Source organism: Pseudomonas sp. Z1-14 (assembly GCF_051132005.1).
Classification (GTDB): domain Bacteria; phylum Pseudomonadota; class Gammaproteobacteria; order Pseudomonadales; family Pseudomonadaceae; genus Aquipseudomonas.
In genome coordinates, this window is the sequence record NZ_CP071646.1 from 3530160 (window position 1) to 3547828 (window position 17669).

The following is a 17669-nucleotide window of genomic DNA, read 5'->3' on the forward strand; positions in this document are numbered from 1 at the left end:
CCGAGACGGTCTTGGTCTCAACGCCTAGCGCCTGGCCGATGCCCTTGGCCAGTTCGACCTTGTAGCCCAGGTGTTCGCCGGTCTTGGAATCAATGGTGCCAAACGGCAGGCCACTGAGGATTACGCCGACGCTGATGACGCGGCGTTGTTAGATCTTGTCGGGGGTGGCGAATACGTACTCCACAACCTCATTTTCCAGGCATTGCACAACGACATCAGCGGCCTCGGCCATTTCTCTACCTCAATATCTGCGATCGCTTACGGGCGATTCCATCGTTTGATCCGCAACAAGAGCCGTTTCACACCGATGGTGCGACGGTCGCGTCAGCCTGACCGCTCTGGTCCAACGCCGCACGAACGAAGCCTTCTGCCTTTTTGCGCTCGACAAAATCCCTGACATAGGCCGCCCCCGAGTCATGACCGCGTGGAACCGCCATGGCTTGTCGAATGGAAGTAAATGCACCTTCGATCACTCGATACTTCCCGTTGTCCGCAACGACGGCGTCCAGAGGCTGGCGTACACCTGCCGCCGCATCCAAAGCCTGTTCAACGTACAGATCCACGGCGCCTGCCGACGTCTCTGCCCGCTCCAGTTGCGCATGTTTCAATGTGCGTGTCAGGTAGAGGTCGTAGGCTGCACCTTTGCCAACCGCCAGCCTCAGCCCAGGCTGATCAAGGTCCTCGACCGTCTGGAAGGGTGAGTCGGCGGCGACCAGGTAAGTCCCTTCGATGATCACGTAAGGTTCGCTGAACGCGATCTGCTGCTCTCGCACTGGCTCAATCGCCAGAAAAGCAATGCGCCATGCACCCTCCTCCAGCGCCGCGAAGACCTTGCCCGCCGCATCGAAGGTCACCATCTCTAGGTGTACGCCCAACTCTTCAGCCAAGGCTTTGGCCAGCGCAACAGACACGCCTTGCGGTTGGCCATCCGCGCCCTTTTGGGCCAGGACAGGATTGCCGAAGTTAATGGCGGCTCTCAGGACACCGTTTGGCGCCAGTTCATCGATTACCGCACGGTCGATAGCATTCATTTTTTGCTCCAAGAGTGAGGCCACTGAACGTCCTACCAAATCGGTAAGGTATAGGAAACTATTAAGCGATTTTCATCGGCACCACGTGCGAAGCTGGATCGATAACTTGCATTGCGCCACTTTACTGCAACGTTTTTCAAAGCTCCGCTCTTGAAGATGTACTGAACATCGGTGTTGCGCTCCCACTCATTCCCGGCGCCAATGCTGTTTTTCGCATCGGCCTGATCACCACGGACATAGCGACTCATGAACGTCAGACCCGGCATGCCCAGCGCAGTAAAGTCGTAGTCGTAGCGCAACTGCCAGGAACGCTCGCCAGGTTCGGCAAAGTCGTTGATCTGGATGTAGTTGGCCAGGTAAGGGTCCGTACCGTTGATGTAGGGCATCGATGTCGAACCATTCATCTTTTGCAGCCCCAGGCCCAGGGAATGACCAGACAGGCTATAGATGAGCATGCCGCTAAGCGCACCACTGTCGATTTCGCCGCCGCGCGCGGCATCCGCATCATCGCTGAGCATGTAGCGCAGATCGCTTTTGAGCTTACCCGGGCCCAGGTTCAACGTGTGGTTCAGGCCAAAGAAATGCTGGTGATAAACATCTTGGAGCTCAGCGTACTGATAGGTGACCGTCAGGTCTTTACTGAACGCATATTCAGCGCCCCCCATCAGGTAGTGATCACTTTCGACCGTTCCGGAAAAACGCAGATTCTTGTTGTTCAACGTCAGTGTATTGGCATCGGTTGAATCACGATCCGTCATGCGGTTGAAGCGCGCACCGCTGAAGCTGAGTGCATCGAACTCCTTCACCGTGATAAGGCCGCCCTCGAATGTCTGAGGCAGGATACGCCCGGTATTGGCCTGCAAGGTCGGCAGCTTGGGTATAAAGGTGCCGTATTTGAGTTCGGACTTGGAGAATTTCATTTTCGCGGTCAGTCCGAGCCGGCTGAATTCGTCGGCGGCGCGTCCATCGGAATGAGTGGGCAACAGACCGGAACCACTGCGGTCGGGACTGGAGTCGAGTTTCAAGCCCAGCATGCCCAATGCATCCAAGCCAAAACCGACGACGCCTGACGTATAGCCGGAACGCACATCGATGATAAAGCCCTGGGCCCACTCCTCGCGTTTTGATTGCCCTGCTCCATCACGAAAATCGCGATTGAAGTAATAGTTGCTCATTTGCAGGTTGGCTTTACTGTCCTGAACAAAACCTTCCGCCTGCGCCATGCCTGTGAAGATGCACGGGGAAACAGCCAGCCAGGTGCCGATTACTTTTTTATTTTTATACATGCCACGCTCCAAAACAGCGCCCTGAAAATGCCCTGCCGGCTTGAAAACGGCATAAGCGAAATGATTGAAGATCCGGAAAGCAGAGCGACTAAAAAACGAGTGTATCGCGTGAAACATCAGCTCACATCGACCCTGCCATTATCGCTCTGCATTGACCGGGGGCACCGTTTGCAGGGCCGCCAGCCCGATCGACTGTCACCGCGCTTCATGGCTGACAGCGGTGGTAGCTTGCGCGGCGTCCTTGTTAGAAACCCGCATGAACACGGTCATCAGAAAACCCAGGAGCAACAATGCACTGAGGAACAGCAGACCATTGGCGGCACTTTGGCTCTCGCCCTTGACGATGCCAATCAGCGAAGGTCCGGCAAAGCCGCCGAGGTTGCCGATGGAGTTGATCACTGCAATGGATACGGCAGCTGTTGCCCGATCAAGGAACAACGTTGGCAGGGCCCAAAACGGTGATTTGAAGCTGTAGAGCCCGGACAGTGCGACGCAAATCATCGCCATCGCTACAAATGCATTACCAACCAAACCAGCGCCAACCAGGCCTAGTGCGGCGATCAGCAACGGGATTGCAGAATGCAGCTTGCGCTCGTTGCGTTTGTCGGAACTGCGCGACCAGATGATCATCGCTGCCGTGGCCACGATGTAAGGCAACATGGCAATCAAACCGATCTGCGTATGGGTCAGTGACTCGGAAAAGCTTTTGATGATCTGCGGCATCCAGTAGCCAACACCGAGACTGCCGCACTGGTACACGAAGTAGATGAACGACAAGTACAAGACCTTTGGGTTGGTCATTGTCTGGTAGACGCTCAGACTCTTCACGTTTTTGCGACTCTGACGATCACGCTCGAGCTCGCCAATCAGCCATTCTTTCTCTTCAGGCTTGAGCCATTTCGCCTGTTCCGGTTTATCCGTCAGGAAGAAGTAGCAGGCAACACCAAGGAAAACGGCCGGGATGCCCTCCAGAAACAGCATCCAACGCCAGCCGCTCCAGTTGAACCAGCTGATGTTATCCATAATCCAGGTGCTCATCGGTGCACCGATGATGTAGCTCACCGGGATTGCGGCGGTGAACAGTGCAACGGTGGTCGCCAACTCCTTGGAGCGGAACCAGAACGTCAGATAGACGATAATTCCCGGAAAGAAACCTGCTTCGGCAACCCCCAGGAAAAATCGCAGGATGTAAAGTTGATTGGCCGTCTGGGCAAACGCTGTCAGGGCTGCAATGGCCCCCCACGTGACCAGGATGCGGGCGATCCACACCCGGGCGCCAAACTTATTGAGCATTACGTTGCTGGGTACTTCAAACAGGAAGTAACCGATGAAAAAGATCCCTGAGATAAAGCCAAAGGCCTCGCTGGACAACGCGAGCTCCTTGTTCATTTGCAAGGCGGCATAACCAATGTTGGCACGATCAAGATAGGAAACGATGTAGAGCAGGAACACAAAAGGGATAATACGCAAGGTGACCTTGCGAACAATCGCGGCTTCATCAGGCTTATTGTTATTCATAGCGATCCTCACTCGAATCAGACCGGAGCCTGCTTCTGTCATTGCATTATTGTAAGTCAGCACATTGTCAAGCGGAAAAGACCATGCATACAGGACTGCCGGTGGAAACCGAAAATCCCGTTTTGCTCAATCCGCCGGTTTCTGGATCTATTGCCATCGAAACGATGCTGTCGCTGTCTTCGTTGAGTGCGAACAGGAACCGTTCATTCGGCGTTAGCATGAAGAAGCGTGGAGTTTTGCCGTCAGTGAGCATGAACTCCACCGGAGTCAACAAACCCGTGTTGTGGTCAATGTTAAAGACAGCCACACTGTCATAGCCACGATTGGAGGCATAAACAAAACGACCACTGCGATCGACTTCGATCTCGGAGGCGCGACTGTTGCCAGTGAACGTGGATGGCAAAGAAGTCAGCACTTGCAAAGGCTTCAACGAACCATCCTGAGCATCTAAATGGTAGGTCGTCACCGTCGAATCCAACTCGTTGATCACGTAGGCGTAAGGCGCTGTCGGGTGCAAGGCCAGATGCCGGGGGCCCGCGCCTTCACGTGAAACCACGAACGGCTGCTCGGCAGGAATCAATTGACCTCTGTCAAAGCGAAAACTGAACACCCGATCCAGACCTTTGTCCGGGACCAGCACGAACTTGCCGCTGTGATCGAACGGGTTGAAGTGCGGCTTGGAAAAAGGTTGCTCGATCCGGTGCGGTCCCATCGGACCTTCCAGCTTCACCAACTGATTCAGCGTCCCCAGCGAACCGTCCTCGGCCACATGCATGACCGCCAATGACCCGCTGATGTGGTTGGAGACCACCAAGAAGCGCTCGGTCGGATCCAGTGCCAGATGCACCGGGTTCTTGCCTTCACAGCTTTGCTGGTTGATAAACTCCAACCTTCCGCTGGATTCGTCGATGCTGAAGGCACTGATCTCGCTCTTGTCGCCGTGCACGGTGTACAAGCGATCGCCCGCCTTGTTCAACGCAAGAAACGACGGGTTAACCAGGTCCCTGACCACTTGGATCAAGGCCAGAGTCCCGTCCTCCTGGTCGACTTGGTAGACACTGATACCCTCGCCGCGGGCATTGCGTTCGCGAGTAGTCCGTGACCCGACATAGGCGTACATAGGAATGATCTCCAAGTAACAGGTTTGTTTTTCAGAAGGTCGGCAGCCTGGGCGAAACCAGCGGGCAACAGCGAGCCAAGCACAGAGATCCCTGCGCCCATGGCCATGTGTTTAAGTCCCGTGCGGCGGGTTTTATCGCCGCTTGAAAGAACCGAAGATCGGGTATACCTGCGCTGCTTTTATCGCCGTGCATAACTGCTGTTCCTTATTGTTGTAATCGCAATACTGGCCTGCGCGCAGGCCATATACTCAAATCACTGACGTGTGCGCTTGACCACTTTGCGAATCACGAAGGGCAGCACCCCTCCGTTGACCAGGTAGCGAATTTCCTGGAGGGAATCGATACGTACCCCGAGATCGACCTGTTGCTGATCGCCATTCGCGCGATGCATGACGAGCGTCACGTGGTTCTCACCGACGCTAAGATCATCAAGCCCCAGGAAGTCGAAACGCTCATCACCCTGGAGTGTCAGATCGTCGACAGACTGACCTGACTTGAACTGCAACGGAATCACGCCCATGCCGATCAGATTGCTGCGATGGATACGCTCGATGCTTTGCGCCACGACTGCTTTGACACCCAATAAGGCCTGGGCCTTTGCCGCCCAGTCACGGCTGGAACCGGCGCCATAATTGATACCTGCAAACACCACCATCGGTGTGTGCTGGGCGGCATAGCTTTTGGCCGCCTCGTACAGAGGCAGGCATTGGCTGTGATCAGCGTTCCACGCCCAAGCACCGAGCCCGGGTTGCATGTCGCCAAGAAGCCGATTTTTCACTGCTTTGTTTGTGAAGGCGCCACGCAACATCACTTCGTGGTTGCTTCGACGGGTGGAATATTGATTGAGGTCTTGGGGATTTTCACCGCGCTCCAGCAACCATTGTCCGGCCAAGCTATCGGCAGGAATGGAATAAGCTGGCGAAATATGGTCCGTTGTCACGTTGTCACCCAAGACCATCAGCGTGCGCGCACCATTTATGGCCAAGGTGGATTTTGGCTCAGCCGCGATATCGGCCAAGTATTGTGGGCGGCGCAGATAAGTTGAATCAGGGCTCCATGGGAACCGCACACTGCCTTCAGCCGACAGCGATTGCCAGTGGTGTGTACCCTCCCAGACCTTGGCGAGGCGCTGCCGGAAAAACTCTGGCTTGACGACCTTGGCTACCTGGGCAGCGATTTCAGCGTCGGATGGCATCAGATCGCAAAGGTAAACAGGGTTACCCTCATGATCATTGGCCAAGGCGTGCGACTCGAGATCAATATCGATAGTCCCGGCGATGGCATAAGCCACACACAGGGCTGGGGATGCCAGGTAGCCAGCGGGCACCTTGGGATTGACTCGCCCTTCGAAATTTCGGTTACCGGACAGTACCACTACACCCTTCAGACCTTGATCCGCAAACAGCTCCACATGCTCTTCAAGCGAGCCCGAGTTACCGATGCAGGTCATGCAACCAAAACCGGCAAGGTCGAAACCCAACGCAGAAAAATCCTCCAGCAGATCAGCTTCTGCCAGGTAATCGGCTACCACGCGGGACCCTGGAGACAGCGACGTTTTGACCCACGGCTTGCGAGTGACCCCGAGCTCACGAGCTTTGCGTGCCAGCAGTCCGGCCTGAATCATCTGCGATGGATTGGCTGTGTTGGTGCAGCTGGTGATCGCCGACATGACGACCGCACCGTGGGTGATCGGCTCATTGAAGGACGGCTCGAAAAACCTTGTTTGCGCAGGTCCGGCAATCAAATTGCTCCCCCCCATCACCTCATTTCGGAACGAGGCTGCGGCGTTAGACAACTTCTGACGCTGATGCGGCTGGTGTGGGCCTGCGACGCTGACTTCGATGCTGTTCAGGTCCAACTCAATCAATTCATCGAACTGTGGTTCAGCCAGCTCATCGCGTCGCCACAGTGGTTGGGCGCTCATGTAGCTGACGACCTTGTTGCACAGTGACTCTGAACGACCACTGAGCTTTAAATAGGACAGGGTCTCGTCGTCAAAGGGGAAGAACACTACAGTAGCGCCGTATTCAGGCGCCATATTGGACACTGTGCCTCGGGCCGCCCAGCTCAGGGCAGATAGACCGGGACCGGTGAACTCGACAAACTTGCCGACGACCGAACGCTTGCGCAAGATTTCGGCCACATGCAACGACAGGTCGGTCGCGGTGACACCGGGACGCAGGGCATTCGTTACACGAATGCCCACCACTTTCGGGAAGCTGATCGGTACCGCTTCACCGACCATGGCGGCCTGCCCCTCAAGCCCACCCACACCCCAACCCAAGACCCCGATGGCATTGATCATTGGCGTATGGCTGTCGGTGGCAACCATGTCGTCCGGATGTAACAAGCGTTGACCCTCTTCGGTTCGGCTTTCCCAAACGACCTGCGCCAACGCTTCCATGTTCATCTGGTGAATAATGCCGGTGCCAGGCGGGATCACCCTGAAGTTGTCCAGGCTCTCTTGCGCCCACTTGATAAAGCGGTAGCGCTCGCTGTTGCGACGAAAATCGATGTCCAGGTTCTGCTCTACGGCATCGGCCTCGGCATAATGCTCAACGATCACTGAGTGGTCGATGGTCAATACCGCCGGAATCAGTGGATTCATCGCTTTCGGATCACCACCCAGCTCAGCCACCACATCACGCATCCCGGCGAAATCGGCCAATGCCGGCAAGCAGGTCGTGTCATGGAACATCAATCGATTAGGCTGGAAAGGCACTTCGCAGTCCGGGCCATTTCCGATGGCGCGAGCCAGCACCGATGGCAGTGATTCGGGCGAGCAACGCGCAACATTTTCCAACAGGATGCGAATCGAATAAGGAAGCTTGGACACCTGTACAGGCGACAGCATCTTGTTCAAATCGATGTAAGCAAACGGCTCGTCATCAATCACAAGATGGTTGATGAGGTCGCAGGCAGTCTTGGTCATGCTCATATCGCTCAGGCTTTTTTATAATGGTCGCGAGACCGGGCTTAACCCATCGATGCCGCTGATAGGTCGATATTAGAAGCAGCCCCCGCTATTGAAAATTGATCAATCGCCACACCAGCGTTCTCCGATAGAGAACACTCAATCATCTTTACGATGATTCAGATGATCGATCAGCGTTTTCAAAGTAGGTGAGGCGGTGTCATATTTTTTGCAGACAAGCAGCAATGAACGACGGGCCCATGGCTCGTCCAATGTCACGGCCTTCAGTTTGTGGCTACGCAGATACTGGTTAATCACGCTACGTGGTAGCACCGCCAGCCCAAGGCCTGTCGACACCATGCGGCACATACAATCGAAGCTGCTGATGCGAATCCGCAGCTTGAGATTCATGCTCAGTTTTTCGGCCTCGCTTGTCAGCAATGTGTGCATCGAGCTTTCCAGATGCGGTCCGACAAACTCGTGCTCCAGCACTTCTTTGAATCTAACCGATGTGTGACGTGCCAACGGGTGCCCGCCAGGAACAACCAACGTCAATTCATCACTGCGATAAGGTAATGTCTCCAGACCCTGGGCAGAGGTCTGTGCGGCTATGATGCCCAAGTCAGCGCGCCCATCCGCGACGGCGCGAATCACTGCTGACCCCACACGCTCCTCGATATCAAACTTGATCTGCGGGTAGAGCGACACAAACCGTGAGACATCGTCCGGCAAGAACTGAGACAAGGCGGAAGTGATGGCATGGATGCGCACATGTCCCTTGACCCCGGCGGCATAGTCCCCCAGTTCATGGTCCAGTTGTTCGATCGTCTGCTTCACCTGACGCGCATAAAACAATAACGACTGCCCTGCGGGTGTGAGATCAACCCCTCTGGCATTGCGGATCAGCAAGGCTGAACCCACCTGCGCTTCAAGCTCGGTAATACGCTTACTGACGGCTGACACGGCGAGATGTTTGATTCGAGCCGCTCGGGTCAGATTGCGCTCCTCTGCCACGGAAATGAATAGGTCCAGGCTGGTAATATCGTATCGCACCCACTCACTCCTGATTGATAGCTGGCCCAACGCTTTTCACCGAAAAACGTTAATCGTCTTCATGCAACTTGATGCCTCGTGCGTGAAGCAGCGGCGGAATCACCAGGACCACCAGCGTCAGCGCAAGAATCGAGGCGGCAATGGGTTGCGTCACGAACACCATCCAGTCGCCCTGACTGATGGATAACGCGTTGCGCAGTTGTTTTTCCGCCATCGGCCCTAGCAGCATGCCGACGATCACGGGGGCGACAGGAAAATCGAATCGTCGCATGACCACCCCTACCCAGCCGATGGCGAGCATGAGCAGCAAATCAAATGACGAGTGGCGCATCCCGTACACCCCGATAGTCGCGAATACCAGAATGCCGGCGTTGAGGTACGGACGAGGAATCTGCAGCAGCTTCACCCAAAGCCCCACCAACGGAAGATTCAAGACCAGCAGTATGACGTTCCCAATGTAGAGCGATGCCACGAGGGTCCAGACCAGGTCACCCGAGGTCTGGAATAGCAACGGGCCTGGCTGCAGGTTGTAGTTCTGGAACGCCGCCAACAAGATGGCCGCGGTGGCGGAGGTCGGAATGCCGAGCGTCAGCAGCGGCACCAGCGAGCCTGTTGCACTGGCATTGTTAGCGGCCTCGGGTCCGGCAACCCCTTCAATGGCCCCCTCGCCCTTGCTGGCAGCAAAGTCTTGCGGGTGCTTACTCAATTTGCGCTCGGTGGAGTATGAAAGGAAGGTCGGGATCTCCGCACCACCGGCGGGGATTGAGCCAAATGGAAATCCGATCATCGTTCCCCTGAGCCAGGCCGGAACCGATCGCTTCCAGTCATCACGTGTCATCCACAACGAGGTCAAACGATGCCGACGTACCGCTTCTTCCTTTTGATAGAGCAGGCTGTACAACGCCTCCCCCACCGCGAACAATCCCACCGCCACCAACACGACTTCGATACCGTCGACTAACTCGGGAACTTCCCAGGTATAGCGGGCGATCCCCGAAGTGGAATCCAGACCGATCAAGCCGATGACCAGCCCAACGCCCAGCGATGCAAAACCCCGCAGCATCGACGCTCCCAACACCGCGGAAACGGTGGTGAACGACAGCACCAGAATCGCAAAATATTCCGCAGGCCCGAATTTCAACGCCAGGGTGGCAACGACAGGAGCGAACAGCGTCAGAAGCAGCGTCGCAATGGTTCCGGCCACACATGACCCTATCGCAGCCGTAGCCAGGGCCGGTCCTGCCCGCCCGTTGCGAGCCATGAGATTGCCCTCCAGGGCCGTGACCATCGAGGACGACTCTCCGGGAGTATTGAGCAGGATGGAGGTCGTGGAACCACCAAACTGAGCGCCGTAGTAGATACCAGCGAACATGATCAAGGCGCCCGTAGGATCGACCTTGGCGGTGATGGGCAGCAACAGAGCCACCGTCAGCGCTGGCCCGATGCCCGGCAAAACGCCAATTGCAGTGCCGAGCAGACAGCCGATAAACCCCCACAGGAGATTGATCGGTTGCAGCGCAGCAGCAAAACCTACCGCCAGGCTTGAGAGAATTTCCACCTTGTTAACTCCTTCAAACGGGTCAGATCCACACGTTGATCAGGTGTGGAAGGGAAACCCCTAGACCGGCGTTGAACAACCAGTAGATGGGCAAGGTCAGCGCGATACCGGTGGCGAGGTCGCGCACTGGACGACGGCTGCCGAAACCTCGCGCCGAAAAAGCGAACAACAACCCGGCCGCCAGCACGAACCCGATGACTTCAATCAGCAAGGCCACGCCCAAGAGTCCAACAGTCACCCAGGCCGCGCCGGCTTTCCCGCCGGGAATGGTCGTGGCAGCCTCGTCGTCATGGTCAGGTAGGTTTCGCAAACCACCGGTGATCGCTTGATAACTCAGCAACAGGCCTACGCAGCCCACAAATGCAGCTACCGCATAGGGATAGACGTAGGCACTGAGAATCACAAAGCCCATCTCCGGTGGAAATCGAAAGGCCCCGTAAGCCAACACGCCACTGATCAGAATCAGGCTCGTGCCGACGGCAAGCTGCGTCAGCACCACCTCGGAAGGCCGGGGCATTTAAAGCAGCCCGACCTTGACCAGCATGGCGCGCAATCGCACATGATCCTCTTCAACAAACTTGCCGAACTCGTCGCCGGTCAGGATGCTCGGAGACCACGCGTTCACCTTGACGTTTTCTTGCCATACCTTGCTGTTGGTCCCTGAAAGAACGGCATCCACCACTTGTTTGCGCTGCTCCGGAGACAGATTTGCCGCACCGTAAACGCCGCGCCAGTTGTTGATTATGACGTCGTACCCCTTCTCCTTGAGCGTCGGTGCTTCAATGCCAGCGACCCGCTCCGGTGCACCGATAGCCAGCAACCGGAACTGCTTGGACTGAACATACTTGGCCAGTTCAGCGTAGCCGCCGGTAATAACGGTGATATGGCCACCCAACGTCGCGGCAACGACCTCGCCACCGCCGGCATAGGCGATGTAATTCACCTTGTTGATCGGAACATCCATCTTGCCGGCCAGCTCTGCGATTCCAATGTGATCGATCGACCCTTTGGAACCGCCACCCCACTTGATACTGGAGGGATCAGCCTTGAAGGCCGTCAGCAAGTCTTCCAGCGTTTTGTAGGATGACTCCTCACGCACCGCAAGCACGTTGTATTCCGTGAAAAGCCTGGCGATGGGAGTGACATCCTTCATGGTGATTTGCGGTTTGTTCTGCTCCTCGGATGTGACCATGTTGGCACCGACCACAATCAGCGCATTCGGATCGCCTTTCGTGCTGTTGGCAAATTGTGCCAACCCCAGCGTTCCACCTGCACCGCCCTTGTTTTCGAACGTGATGGATTTGACCGCATCAGCTTCGATCAAGGCCTTGCCGAGAATTCTGGCAGTCTGGTCATATCCCCCACCTACCGAACCGGGGGCCATGAATTTAACCGCATCCAATGCCTGGACGGCGGTCGAGAGCGTGATCGCTGACAGGGCGGTTGCAATGAACATGCAACGGCTGAATCGACGGTTTGAAATGAGCATGCGTATTCTCCCGAGACTATTGTTTTTGTTGGTACCGGTTGAGCGTCGAGCGGAGCTGAATCTGTGATGCCTACGTACAAGCGTTGATCATGGGGTCGTTGGCAAGCCGTCCCTCAAGCCCGGATCGGAATGGATTTGAAAGCCCAAACGCACGCCAATTTCGAACGCCGAGCCCCTAATAGACGCTACCGGAAATTGATTTGCAAGACGATAAAATACAATAAACGAAAAATAGCGTATTTTGTGCGAGCAGGCGGATGGTAGGGAACGTGTCCGAAAGGCAGATCCCTTATTTACGCGTAAAAATGCAATACAGGCCCGGCGCGCCCTCCCTTCCGATCCTGATTTCCGGCGCCCCCTAAAACCTCATGTGTGAATCAAGTATGGCTTCAAGCGCCCTGGTGCAAACAATTGCAATGCAGATCCGCCAAAAAATTCAAACCGGTGTGTGGTCCCCTAGCGATCACCTTAGCGCGCAGAAAGTGGCGGACGACTTCAACGTATCGCGTTCTCCGGCGCGTGAGGCATTGGTACTGCTCGCGGAACAGTCGATCCTCGAACAACTGCCCAATCGCGGCTTTTTTGTGCTCGAACCGCTCCAGGAAACCCGGGATTTACCCGACGATTCCGTCCCGCTTGAGGAACCGGACGCGTATTACCGGCTCTCCGAAGACTGGTTGAACAATGCCATTCCTGCCGAAGTCACCGAGCAGTTCTTACGCACGCGTTATGACCTGACAAAAGCCCAGCTCATCGATGTCCTCAATCGTGCAAGCAAGGTCGGCTGGGTAACACCGAAGCCGGGTTATGGCTGGCGGTTTCTGGATGTCGCAAAAACTCCGGAAAGCCTCGCACAGATTTATAGGGTGCGCTCGCTGATAGAACCTGCGGCTTTGCTGGAGCCGACTTATCGGCACGACGCTGCCAAGCTGCAACGGTTGAAGAAAGAACAGCAAACCTGCTCGAGGGAGGAATTGAAACCTTGCCAGCGGACGTTCTGCTCAAAAGCGGCATCCGCTTCCATGAGGAGTTCATCCAGCTCTCAGGTAACCCGCTCTATCACATGATTCTGATGCAAATGAACAACATGCGGCGCCTGATCGAATACCGCTCGATGATCGACCGAAACCGCTTTTATAGACAGTGCGCCGAACACATCCGCATGATTGAGCTGGTCGAACAGGGCAACAACGCTGAAGCGGCGCAATTGATGAAACAGCATCTGAGTGGCTCGTTCGCCGATAAATCGCCAATCCTGCATTTGCGTTCGTTGGCTTCCGACATCAGCCCTTCCGCGCCTGAGCGTGGCGCTCCAGTGCTTACTGAGGAAAGCGATCGTTGAATATCGAACAGTTGTTGCGTGAAGAAATCTGCACGGTTGGAGCAAGCTTGTTCGCCCGGGGTTATACCGTTGGCAGCGCCGGCAATATCAGTGCGCGCCTGGAAGATGGCTGGCTTATTACCCCCACAGATGCTTGCCTTGGAAGGCTGAAACCCGAGGAGATTGCCAAGGTCAGCAAGGACGGCACTTGGGTTTCAGGAAATAAACCCTCAAAAACCCTGGAGCTGCATCGCCAGGTCTATGACCGCAATCCATCGGTGAACGGAGTGGTGCACACACACTCCACTGCATTGGTGGCGTTGACATTGAACGGGGTCTGGAGCAATGACGATATCCTGCCACCGTTGACGCCTTATCAAGTGATGAAGGTTGGGCATATCCCTTTGATCGCCTATCAACGTCCAGGCTCACCTGATGTCGCTGCTCAAGTTGCGCAATGGGCCCTCCGGGTTCGTGGAGTGATGCTTGAGCGTCTTGGTCCAGTGGTTTGGGAAAGCTCGGTATCAAAAGCTAGCTTCGCGCTGGAAGAGCTCGAGGAAACAGCGAAGCTCTGGATGATGAGCAACCCCAAACCTGCCCCCCTTCATGAGCACGCAATTGAAGAGCTTCGGAGCGCGTTTTCTGCCAAGTGGTAACGCCGGAGCCGCAGGAATCAAGGTCAATTCGGCGCGACCTGAGGCCACGCCGAGCAGCAATTTACTTTTGGGAACGACGCAAGCGCTTCAACCACAAACCATGGACAGGCTCGGCACAGACCATCACCACGACCAATCGCATGATCTGCATCGCAGTCACGATCCCGACGGCCAGATTCAATGCTTCTGCGGTGAGATACATCTCAGTACTGCTGCCCGGCATCATCCCCAGGGCCAGCGTCCAAGACGGGACCTGCAGCCATAGCCCCATTCCAGCTGCCAATATCACCGTGCAAACAATCATGGCCAAGGTGAACAGCGAAACCTTGAGAAGGTATGTTGGGGACGAGCGAAAAAAATGCCGGTCGAAATAGCCACCGAGCGCACAACCAATCATCAGTTGCCCGTAGTGGCTCAACTCCACGGGTAATGCGGTTTGCAGGTTGAACGCGGCCGTGACCATCGCACACAAGGCCATCGGCCCAAACATCCAAGGATTAGGCAACCGGCAGCGCTTCCAGATGACGGCCGTCAGCGCCCCACCTGCCAACATCGACAACAGCCAGTGCCAGTCACTCGGGAAGCGGTCATGCACCACTGAAGGCGAGACCTGAGCTGTAAAAAACATCGCAGGGGGCACACATAAGACGATGAGTACCAACCGCATGCTGTGTGCAGCGGCGATCTGACTAACATTGGCCTTGTGCCTGATACCTGCCTGAATCATTTCAGAGAAGTTTGCCGGCATGAATGCAAAGAACGCGGTGGTGAGATCCATTCCCTTGCGCCGCATGAACTCTATGCCCAGTAGAGCCAGTAGCAACGTCAGGATTGCTGCGCAGAACATCAACACGAAATGCCCGAGGATTTGCTCTAACACAACGGGGGTGAAATGCAGGCCGATCGACGTCGCGATCATCCACTGGCCCGACAGACGCCCATAAGGTATCTCTGCAACTCGCCAACCCAGACAGCGCACGACAGTAACCGCCAACAACGAGCCAATGATCCAGGGCAGCGGCCAATTGAAGTAACTGGCGAGCAATGCGCCAACGATGCCGATCACAGGCGTCGCCCACCATAGCCTCATGGATAGGAAAAACGCTTTCATGCTGTCAGTCCAACACACAGCTTGTTGACTGGCCCATCAGAACTCATGGCGCTGACCCGACACAGGCCGACAGGCAGGTCATGGTGCATTGGCCAACGCTTTTTCGAAGAAATCAACGGAACCGAAATTTCCGGATTTCAGTGCCAAGGCCACCGGATCGTCGCGTAAGGCGAGAGTCCAAGGCACACCAGCGTCGATCATCGCGCCGATTCTCAACGCCTTGATCCCAAGGGCCTTGACCACCGCCCCAGAAGTTTCCCCCCCGGCCACCACCAATTTACGTACGCCCATGTGGTACAGCCCTACAGCAACGGCGGACAATGCGGCCTCAACGATTTGAGCGGCGGCTTCAATGCCAAGCTTCTGTTGTGCTTGTTTAACCGAATCCGGTTCGGCGCTGGCGTGGATCAGGACCGGACCGGCATGGATCAGGTCTTGCGCCCATGCAATAGCTTCACGTACCTGGTTCCGCCCGTTGGCAAGGAGTATTGGGTCAAGGGCAAAGCTCGGTCGTTTCTTTCGCCAGTGCTCGACCTGACCGTTGGTTGCCACCGAACAGCTGCCCGACACTACGGCACCGAGGCCATCAACGAACGGCAACGCGGCTGCGTTCCGAGCGTCACCAAGCAACTCCAGACGACGAAAATTGTCAGGCAGACCCAGGGCAACACCGGAACCGCCGGTCACTAATGAATGACCAGCGACAGCCTGGCCGATCGCGTACAGATGCTCATCATTGAGGGCATCGACAACCGCGTAACGGTAGCCCTGCGCCTCGAGGTCGCGAAACGCTGCTGAAATGGCTTCTGATCCTCGGTTGACAACCTCGTGTGAGACCAGACCGACCGGTTTGGGTGTTTGCTGTTGAAGCACCTGGACCAGATTGGCATCGGTCATGGGCGTCAATGGATGATGGCGCATTCCGGACTCACTCAGCAGCAAATCACCGACGAATAGATGACCTTGAAAAATCGTGCGTTTGTTTTCCGGGAATGCCGGGCAAGCGACAGCGAACGAGGCCCCCAACGCGTCCGCCAGAGCGTCAGCGACCGGACCGATATTGCCGAGTGGCGTGGAGTCGAACGTCGAGCAGTATTTGAAGAAAAATTGCTGGGACCCCGCAGCACGTAACCATTGCAAGGCTTGCAATGAATCGTTGACGGCCGCTTCAGGGCTGATCGTACGGCTTTTCAAAGCGATCACCACCGCATCGATATCGTCCGGCACGGGTCCATCCGGTACACCGATCACTTGCAGTGTTCGCATTCCGCCGCGCACCAACGTATTGGCCAAATCGGTGCCACCGGTGAAATCGTCGGCGATACAACCCAGTAGTAATTGACTCATTGTGCGCTCCTCGCGCCTGCTCCTCCGATGATGCGAAAGGAAGAACAGGCTTTTCTTGTTATTGATCCGGCAAACAATGAGCGGCCGGCATGGCACCCTGATCGATCAGCCGAGAAGAACCTTGGCAACCGCGTCACCAAACGCCTGGGTACCGAAACTGCCACCAAGGTCCGGGGTACGCTGTTGAGGGTTTTTCAGAACGACATCGACGGCCTTGTCTATCATCACCCCTGCATCAATCAGAACCGGGCGCCCATGGTGTTCACCCATCCACTGCAACAACATGCCAACGGAGAGAATCATCGAGACCGGATTGGCCTTGTCCTGCCCGGCAATGTCCGGCGCAGAGCCATGTTGCGCTTGGGCACAACAGTGGCTGTCGCTGGCCATCATCGAGCCCGCGAGCCCCAGGCTGCCGGATAATTCACTCGCCAGATCACTGATGATGTCGCCGTAGAAGTTCGTCGCGACCAATACGTCAAAACGCTCAGGATTGCGCACCAAGTGGGCCGTTGATGCATCGACCAACAGATCGTCGAGAACAACTTCCGGAAAATCCCTGGCCACGTTACGCACACACTCCAGGAACAGCCCATCGGTCATGTGAAAGCTGTTGGCTTTGTGGATAGCAGTGACTTTTTTCCCTCGTTTCATGGCCAGCTCAAATCCCCGGCGTGCGATCCGCTCGCTGCAATGGCGGGTAATCTTGCGCGTGGACAACGCCATGTCCGGCGTTGGCATCACTTCGCCCCAGCCGCGGCTCATGTTGCGATCCGGATAAAAACCTTCAGTCGCTTCGCGCATGATGACCAGGTCCATTGTCTTGCCTTCCTTCATGTTCGAAGTCAGGAACGGACGAGTACGCGCTGGACGCACATTGGCATACAAATCCAAACCGATACGAAAGCCAGCCGAAACGTTGCGACCGCCCTTTTCGGGAGTCGGATAGTCCGCATGGGACTGAGTACCCAGGATGATGCCGTCGTAGCCTTTGGCCTTTTCCAATACCTCTTCACGCAGCGTGGTGCCGTACTTCTCCAGGCTGGCGAAACCCACATCGTCGTAATCGAACGCCAGGCCAAGACCCAGTTTTTTGTTGGCGGCCTGCAGGACAGCCATGGAAGACTCAATGATTTCCGGACCAATACCGTCACCAGGAAGCACCAGAATACGCATCGCTAACCCCTTATTTTTATTGGGCGAATTTGCTGAGCCGGTATCCAGAAACCGTCTTTATGTACATCGTTACTACAACGTACAATTT

15 protein-coding genes and 1 pseudogene are annotated in these 17669 nt (G+C 55.9%); 3 read left to right on the forward strand and 13 right to left on the reverse strand.

Translation table 11 applies throughout. The features are described 5' to 3' along the window. Nucleotide 1: 1 nt before the first annotated feature. The 10 genes and pseudogenes from J3P89_RS15705 to J3P89_RS15750 form a co-directional block, all read right to left on the reverse strand. Nucleotides 2–148, reverse strand: a pseudogene (locus J3P89_RS15705) (transporter substrate-binding domain-containing protein); the annotation flags it as partial. Nucleotides 149–299: 151 nt separating this feature from the next. Then, nucleotides 300–1031 carry a transporter substrate-binding domain-containing protein gene (locus J3P89_RS15710; protein WP_434694785.1) on the reverse strand — a complete coding sequence of 244 codons (732 nt, stop codon included), beginning with the start codon at nt 1029–1031 and terminating at the stop codon, nt 300–302. 32 nt (nt 1032–1063) lie between these two features. Then, on the reverse strand, nt 1064–2317 hold the full coding sequence (locus J3P89_RS15715; protein WP_434694787.1) for an OprD family porin: 1254 nt from the start codon (nt 2315–2317) through the stop codon (nt 1064–1066). Between the two features lie 195 nt (nt 2318–2512). Further along, the gene (locus tag J3P89_RS15720) at nt 2513–3835 is read right to left on the reverse strand and encodes an MFS transporter (RefSeq protein ID WP_434694789.1); all 1323 of its coding nucleotides are present in this window, start codon (nt 3833–3835) and stop codon (nt 2513–2515) included. Between the two features lie 67 nt (nt 3836–3902). After that, a complete protein-coding gene (locus tag J3P89_RS15725) occupies nt 3903–4955 on the reverse strand; it encodes a lactonase family protein (protein ID WP_434694791.1) in 1053 nt (350 codons plus the stop codon). A 254-nt stretch (nt 4956–5209) separates the two neighbouring features. Further along, nucleotides 5210–7888 carry an aconitate hydratase AcnA gene (gene acnA, locus J3P89_RS15730; protein ID WP_434694793.1) on the reverse strand — a complete coding sequence of 893 codons (2679 nt, stop codon included), beginning with the start codon at nt 7886–7888 and terminating at the stop codon, nt 5210–5212. A 141-nt stretch (nt 7889–8029) separates the two neighbouring features. Continuing rightward, nucleotides 8030–8923 carry a LysR substrate-binding domain-containing protein gene (locus tag J3P89_RS15735; RefSeq protein WP_434694794.1) on the reverse strand — a complete coding sequence of 298 codons (894 nt, stop codon included), beginning with the start codon at nt 8921–8923 and terminating at the stop codon, nt 8030–8032. A gap of 49 nt (nt 8924–8972) precedes the next feature. Continuing rightward, nucleotides 8973–10481, reverse strand: a complete 1509-nt coding sequence (locus J3P89_RS15740; RefSeq protein ID WP_434694795.1) for a tripartite tricarboxylate transporter permease — start codon at nt 10479–10481, stop codon at nt 8973–8975. A gap of 22 nt (nt 10482–10503) precedes the next feature. Next, nucleotides 10504–10998 (reverse strand): tripartite tricarboxylate transporter TctB family protein, encoded by a 495-nt coding sequence (locus J3P89_RS15745; RefSeq protein WP_434694796.1) that lies wholly within the window; start codon nt 10996–10998, stop codon nt 10504–10506. Beyond that, nucleotides 10999–11970 (reverse strand): Bug family tripartite tricarboxylate transporter substrate binding protein, encoded by a 972-nt coding sequence (locus J3P89_RS15750; RefSeq protein WP_030141433.1) that lies wholly within the window; start codon nt 11968–11970, stop codon nt 10999–11001. 383 nt (nt 11971–12353) lie between these two features. On the opposite strand from J3P89_RS15750, the gene J3P89_RS15755 reads away from it, so the two are divergent. From J3P89_RS15755 to J3P89_RS15765, 3 genes are read left to right on the forward strand one after another with little or no spacing between them, the layout of a single operon-like run. Beyond that, the gene (locus tag J3P89_RS15755) at nt 12354–13037 is read left to right on the forward strand and encodes a GntR family transcriptional regulator (protein WP_434694798.1); all 684 of its coding nucleotides are present in this window, start codon (nt 12354–12356) and stop codon (nt 13035–13037) included. Next, nucleotides 12929–13312, forward strand: a complete 384-nt coding sequence (locus J3P89_RS15760) for an FCD domain-containing protein (RefSeq protein WP_434698002.1) — start codon at nt 12929–12931, stop codon at nt 13310–13312. Before J3P89_RS15755 ends, J3P89_RS15760 begins: the two co-directional genes overlap by 109 nt. Further along, entirely contained in the window at nt 13309–13947 is a 639-nt protein-coding gene (locus J3P89_RS15765; RefSeq protein ID WP_434694800.1) for an aldolase, read from the forward strand. The genes J3P89_RS15760 and J3P89_RS15765 overlap by 4 nt, the downstream gene beginning before the upstream one ends. Before the next feature lie 61 nt (nt 13948–14008). On the opposite strand, the gene J3P89_RS15770 is transcribed toward J3P89_RS15765, so the two are convergent. The 3 genes from J3P89_RS15770 to J3P89_RS15780 form a co-directional block, all read right to left on the reverse strand. After that, on the reverse strand, nt 14009–15058 hold the full coding sequence (locus J3P89_RS15770) for an AbrB family transcriptional regulator (protein ID WP_434694802.1): 1050 nt from the start codon (nt 15056–15058) through the stop codon (nt 14009–14011). A 78-nt stretch (nt 15059–15136) separates the two neighbouring features. Continuing rightward, nucleotides 15137–16405 carry a 3-oxo-tetronate kinase gene (gene otnK / locus J3P89_RS15775; protein WP_434694803.1) on the reverse strand — a complete coding sequence of 423 codons (1269 nt, stop codon included), beginning with the start codon at nt 16403–16405 and terminating at the stop codon, nt 15137–15139. Between the two features lie 105 nt (nt 16406–16510). Beyond that, nucleotides 16511–17581 carry an isocitrate/isopropylmalate dehydrogenase family protein gene (locus J3P89_RS15780; RefSeq protein ID WP_434694804.1) on the reverse strand — a complete coding sequence of 357 codons (1071 nt, stop codon included), beginning with the start codon at nt 17579–17581 and terminating at the stop codon, nt 16511–16513. Nucleotides 17582–17669 lie beyond the last annotated feature (88 nt).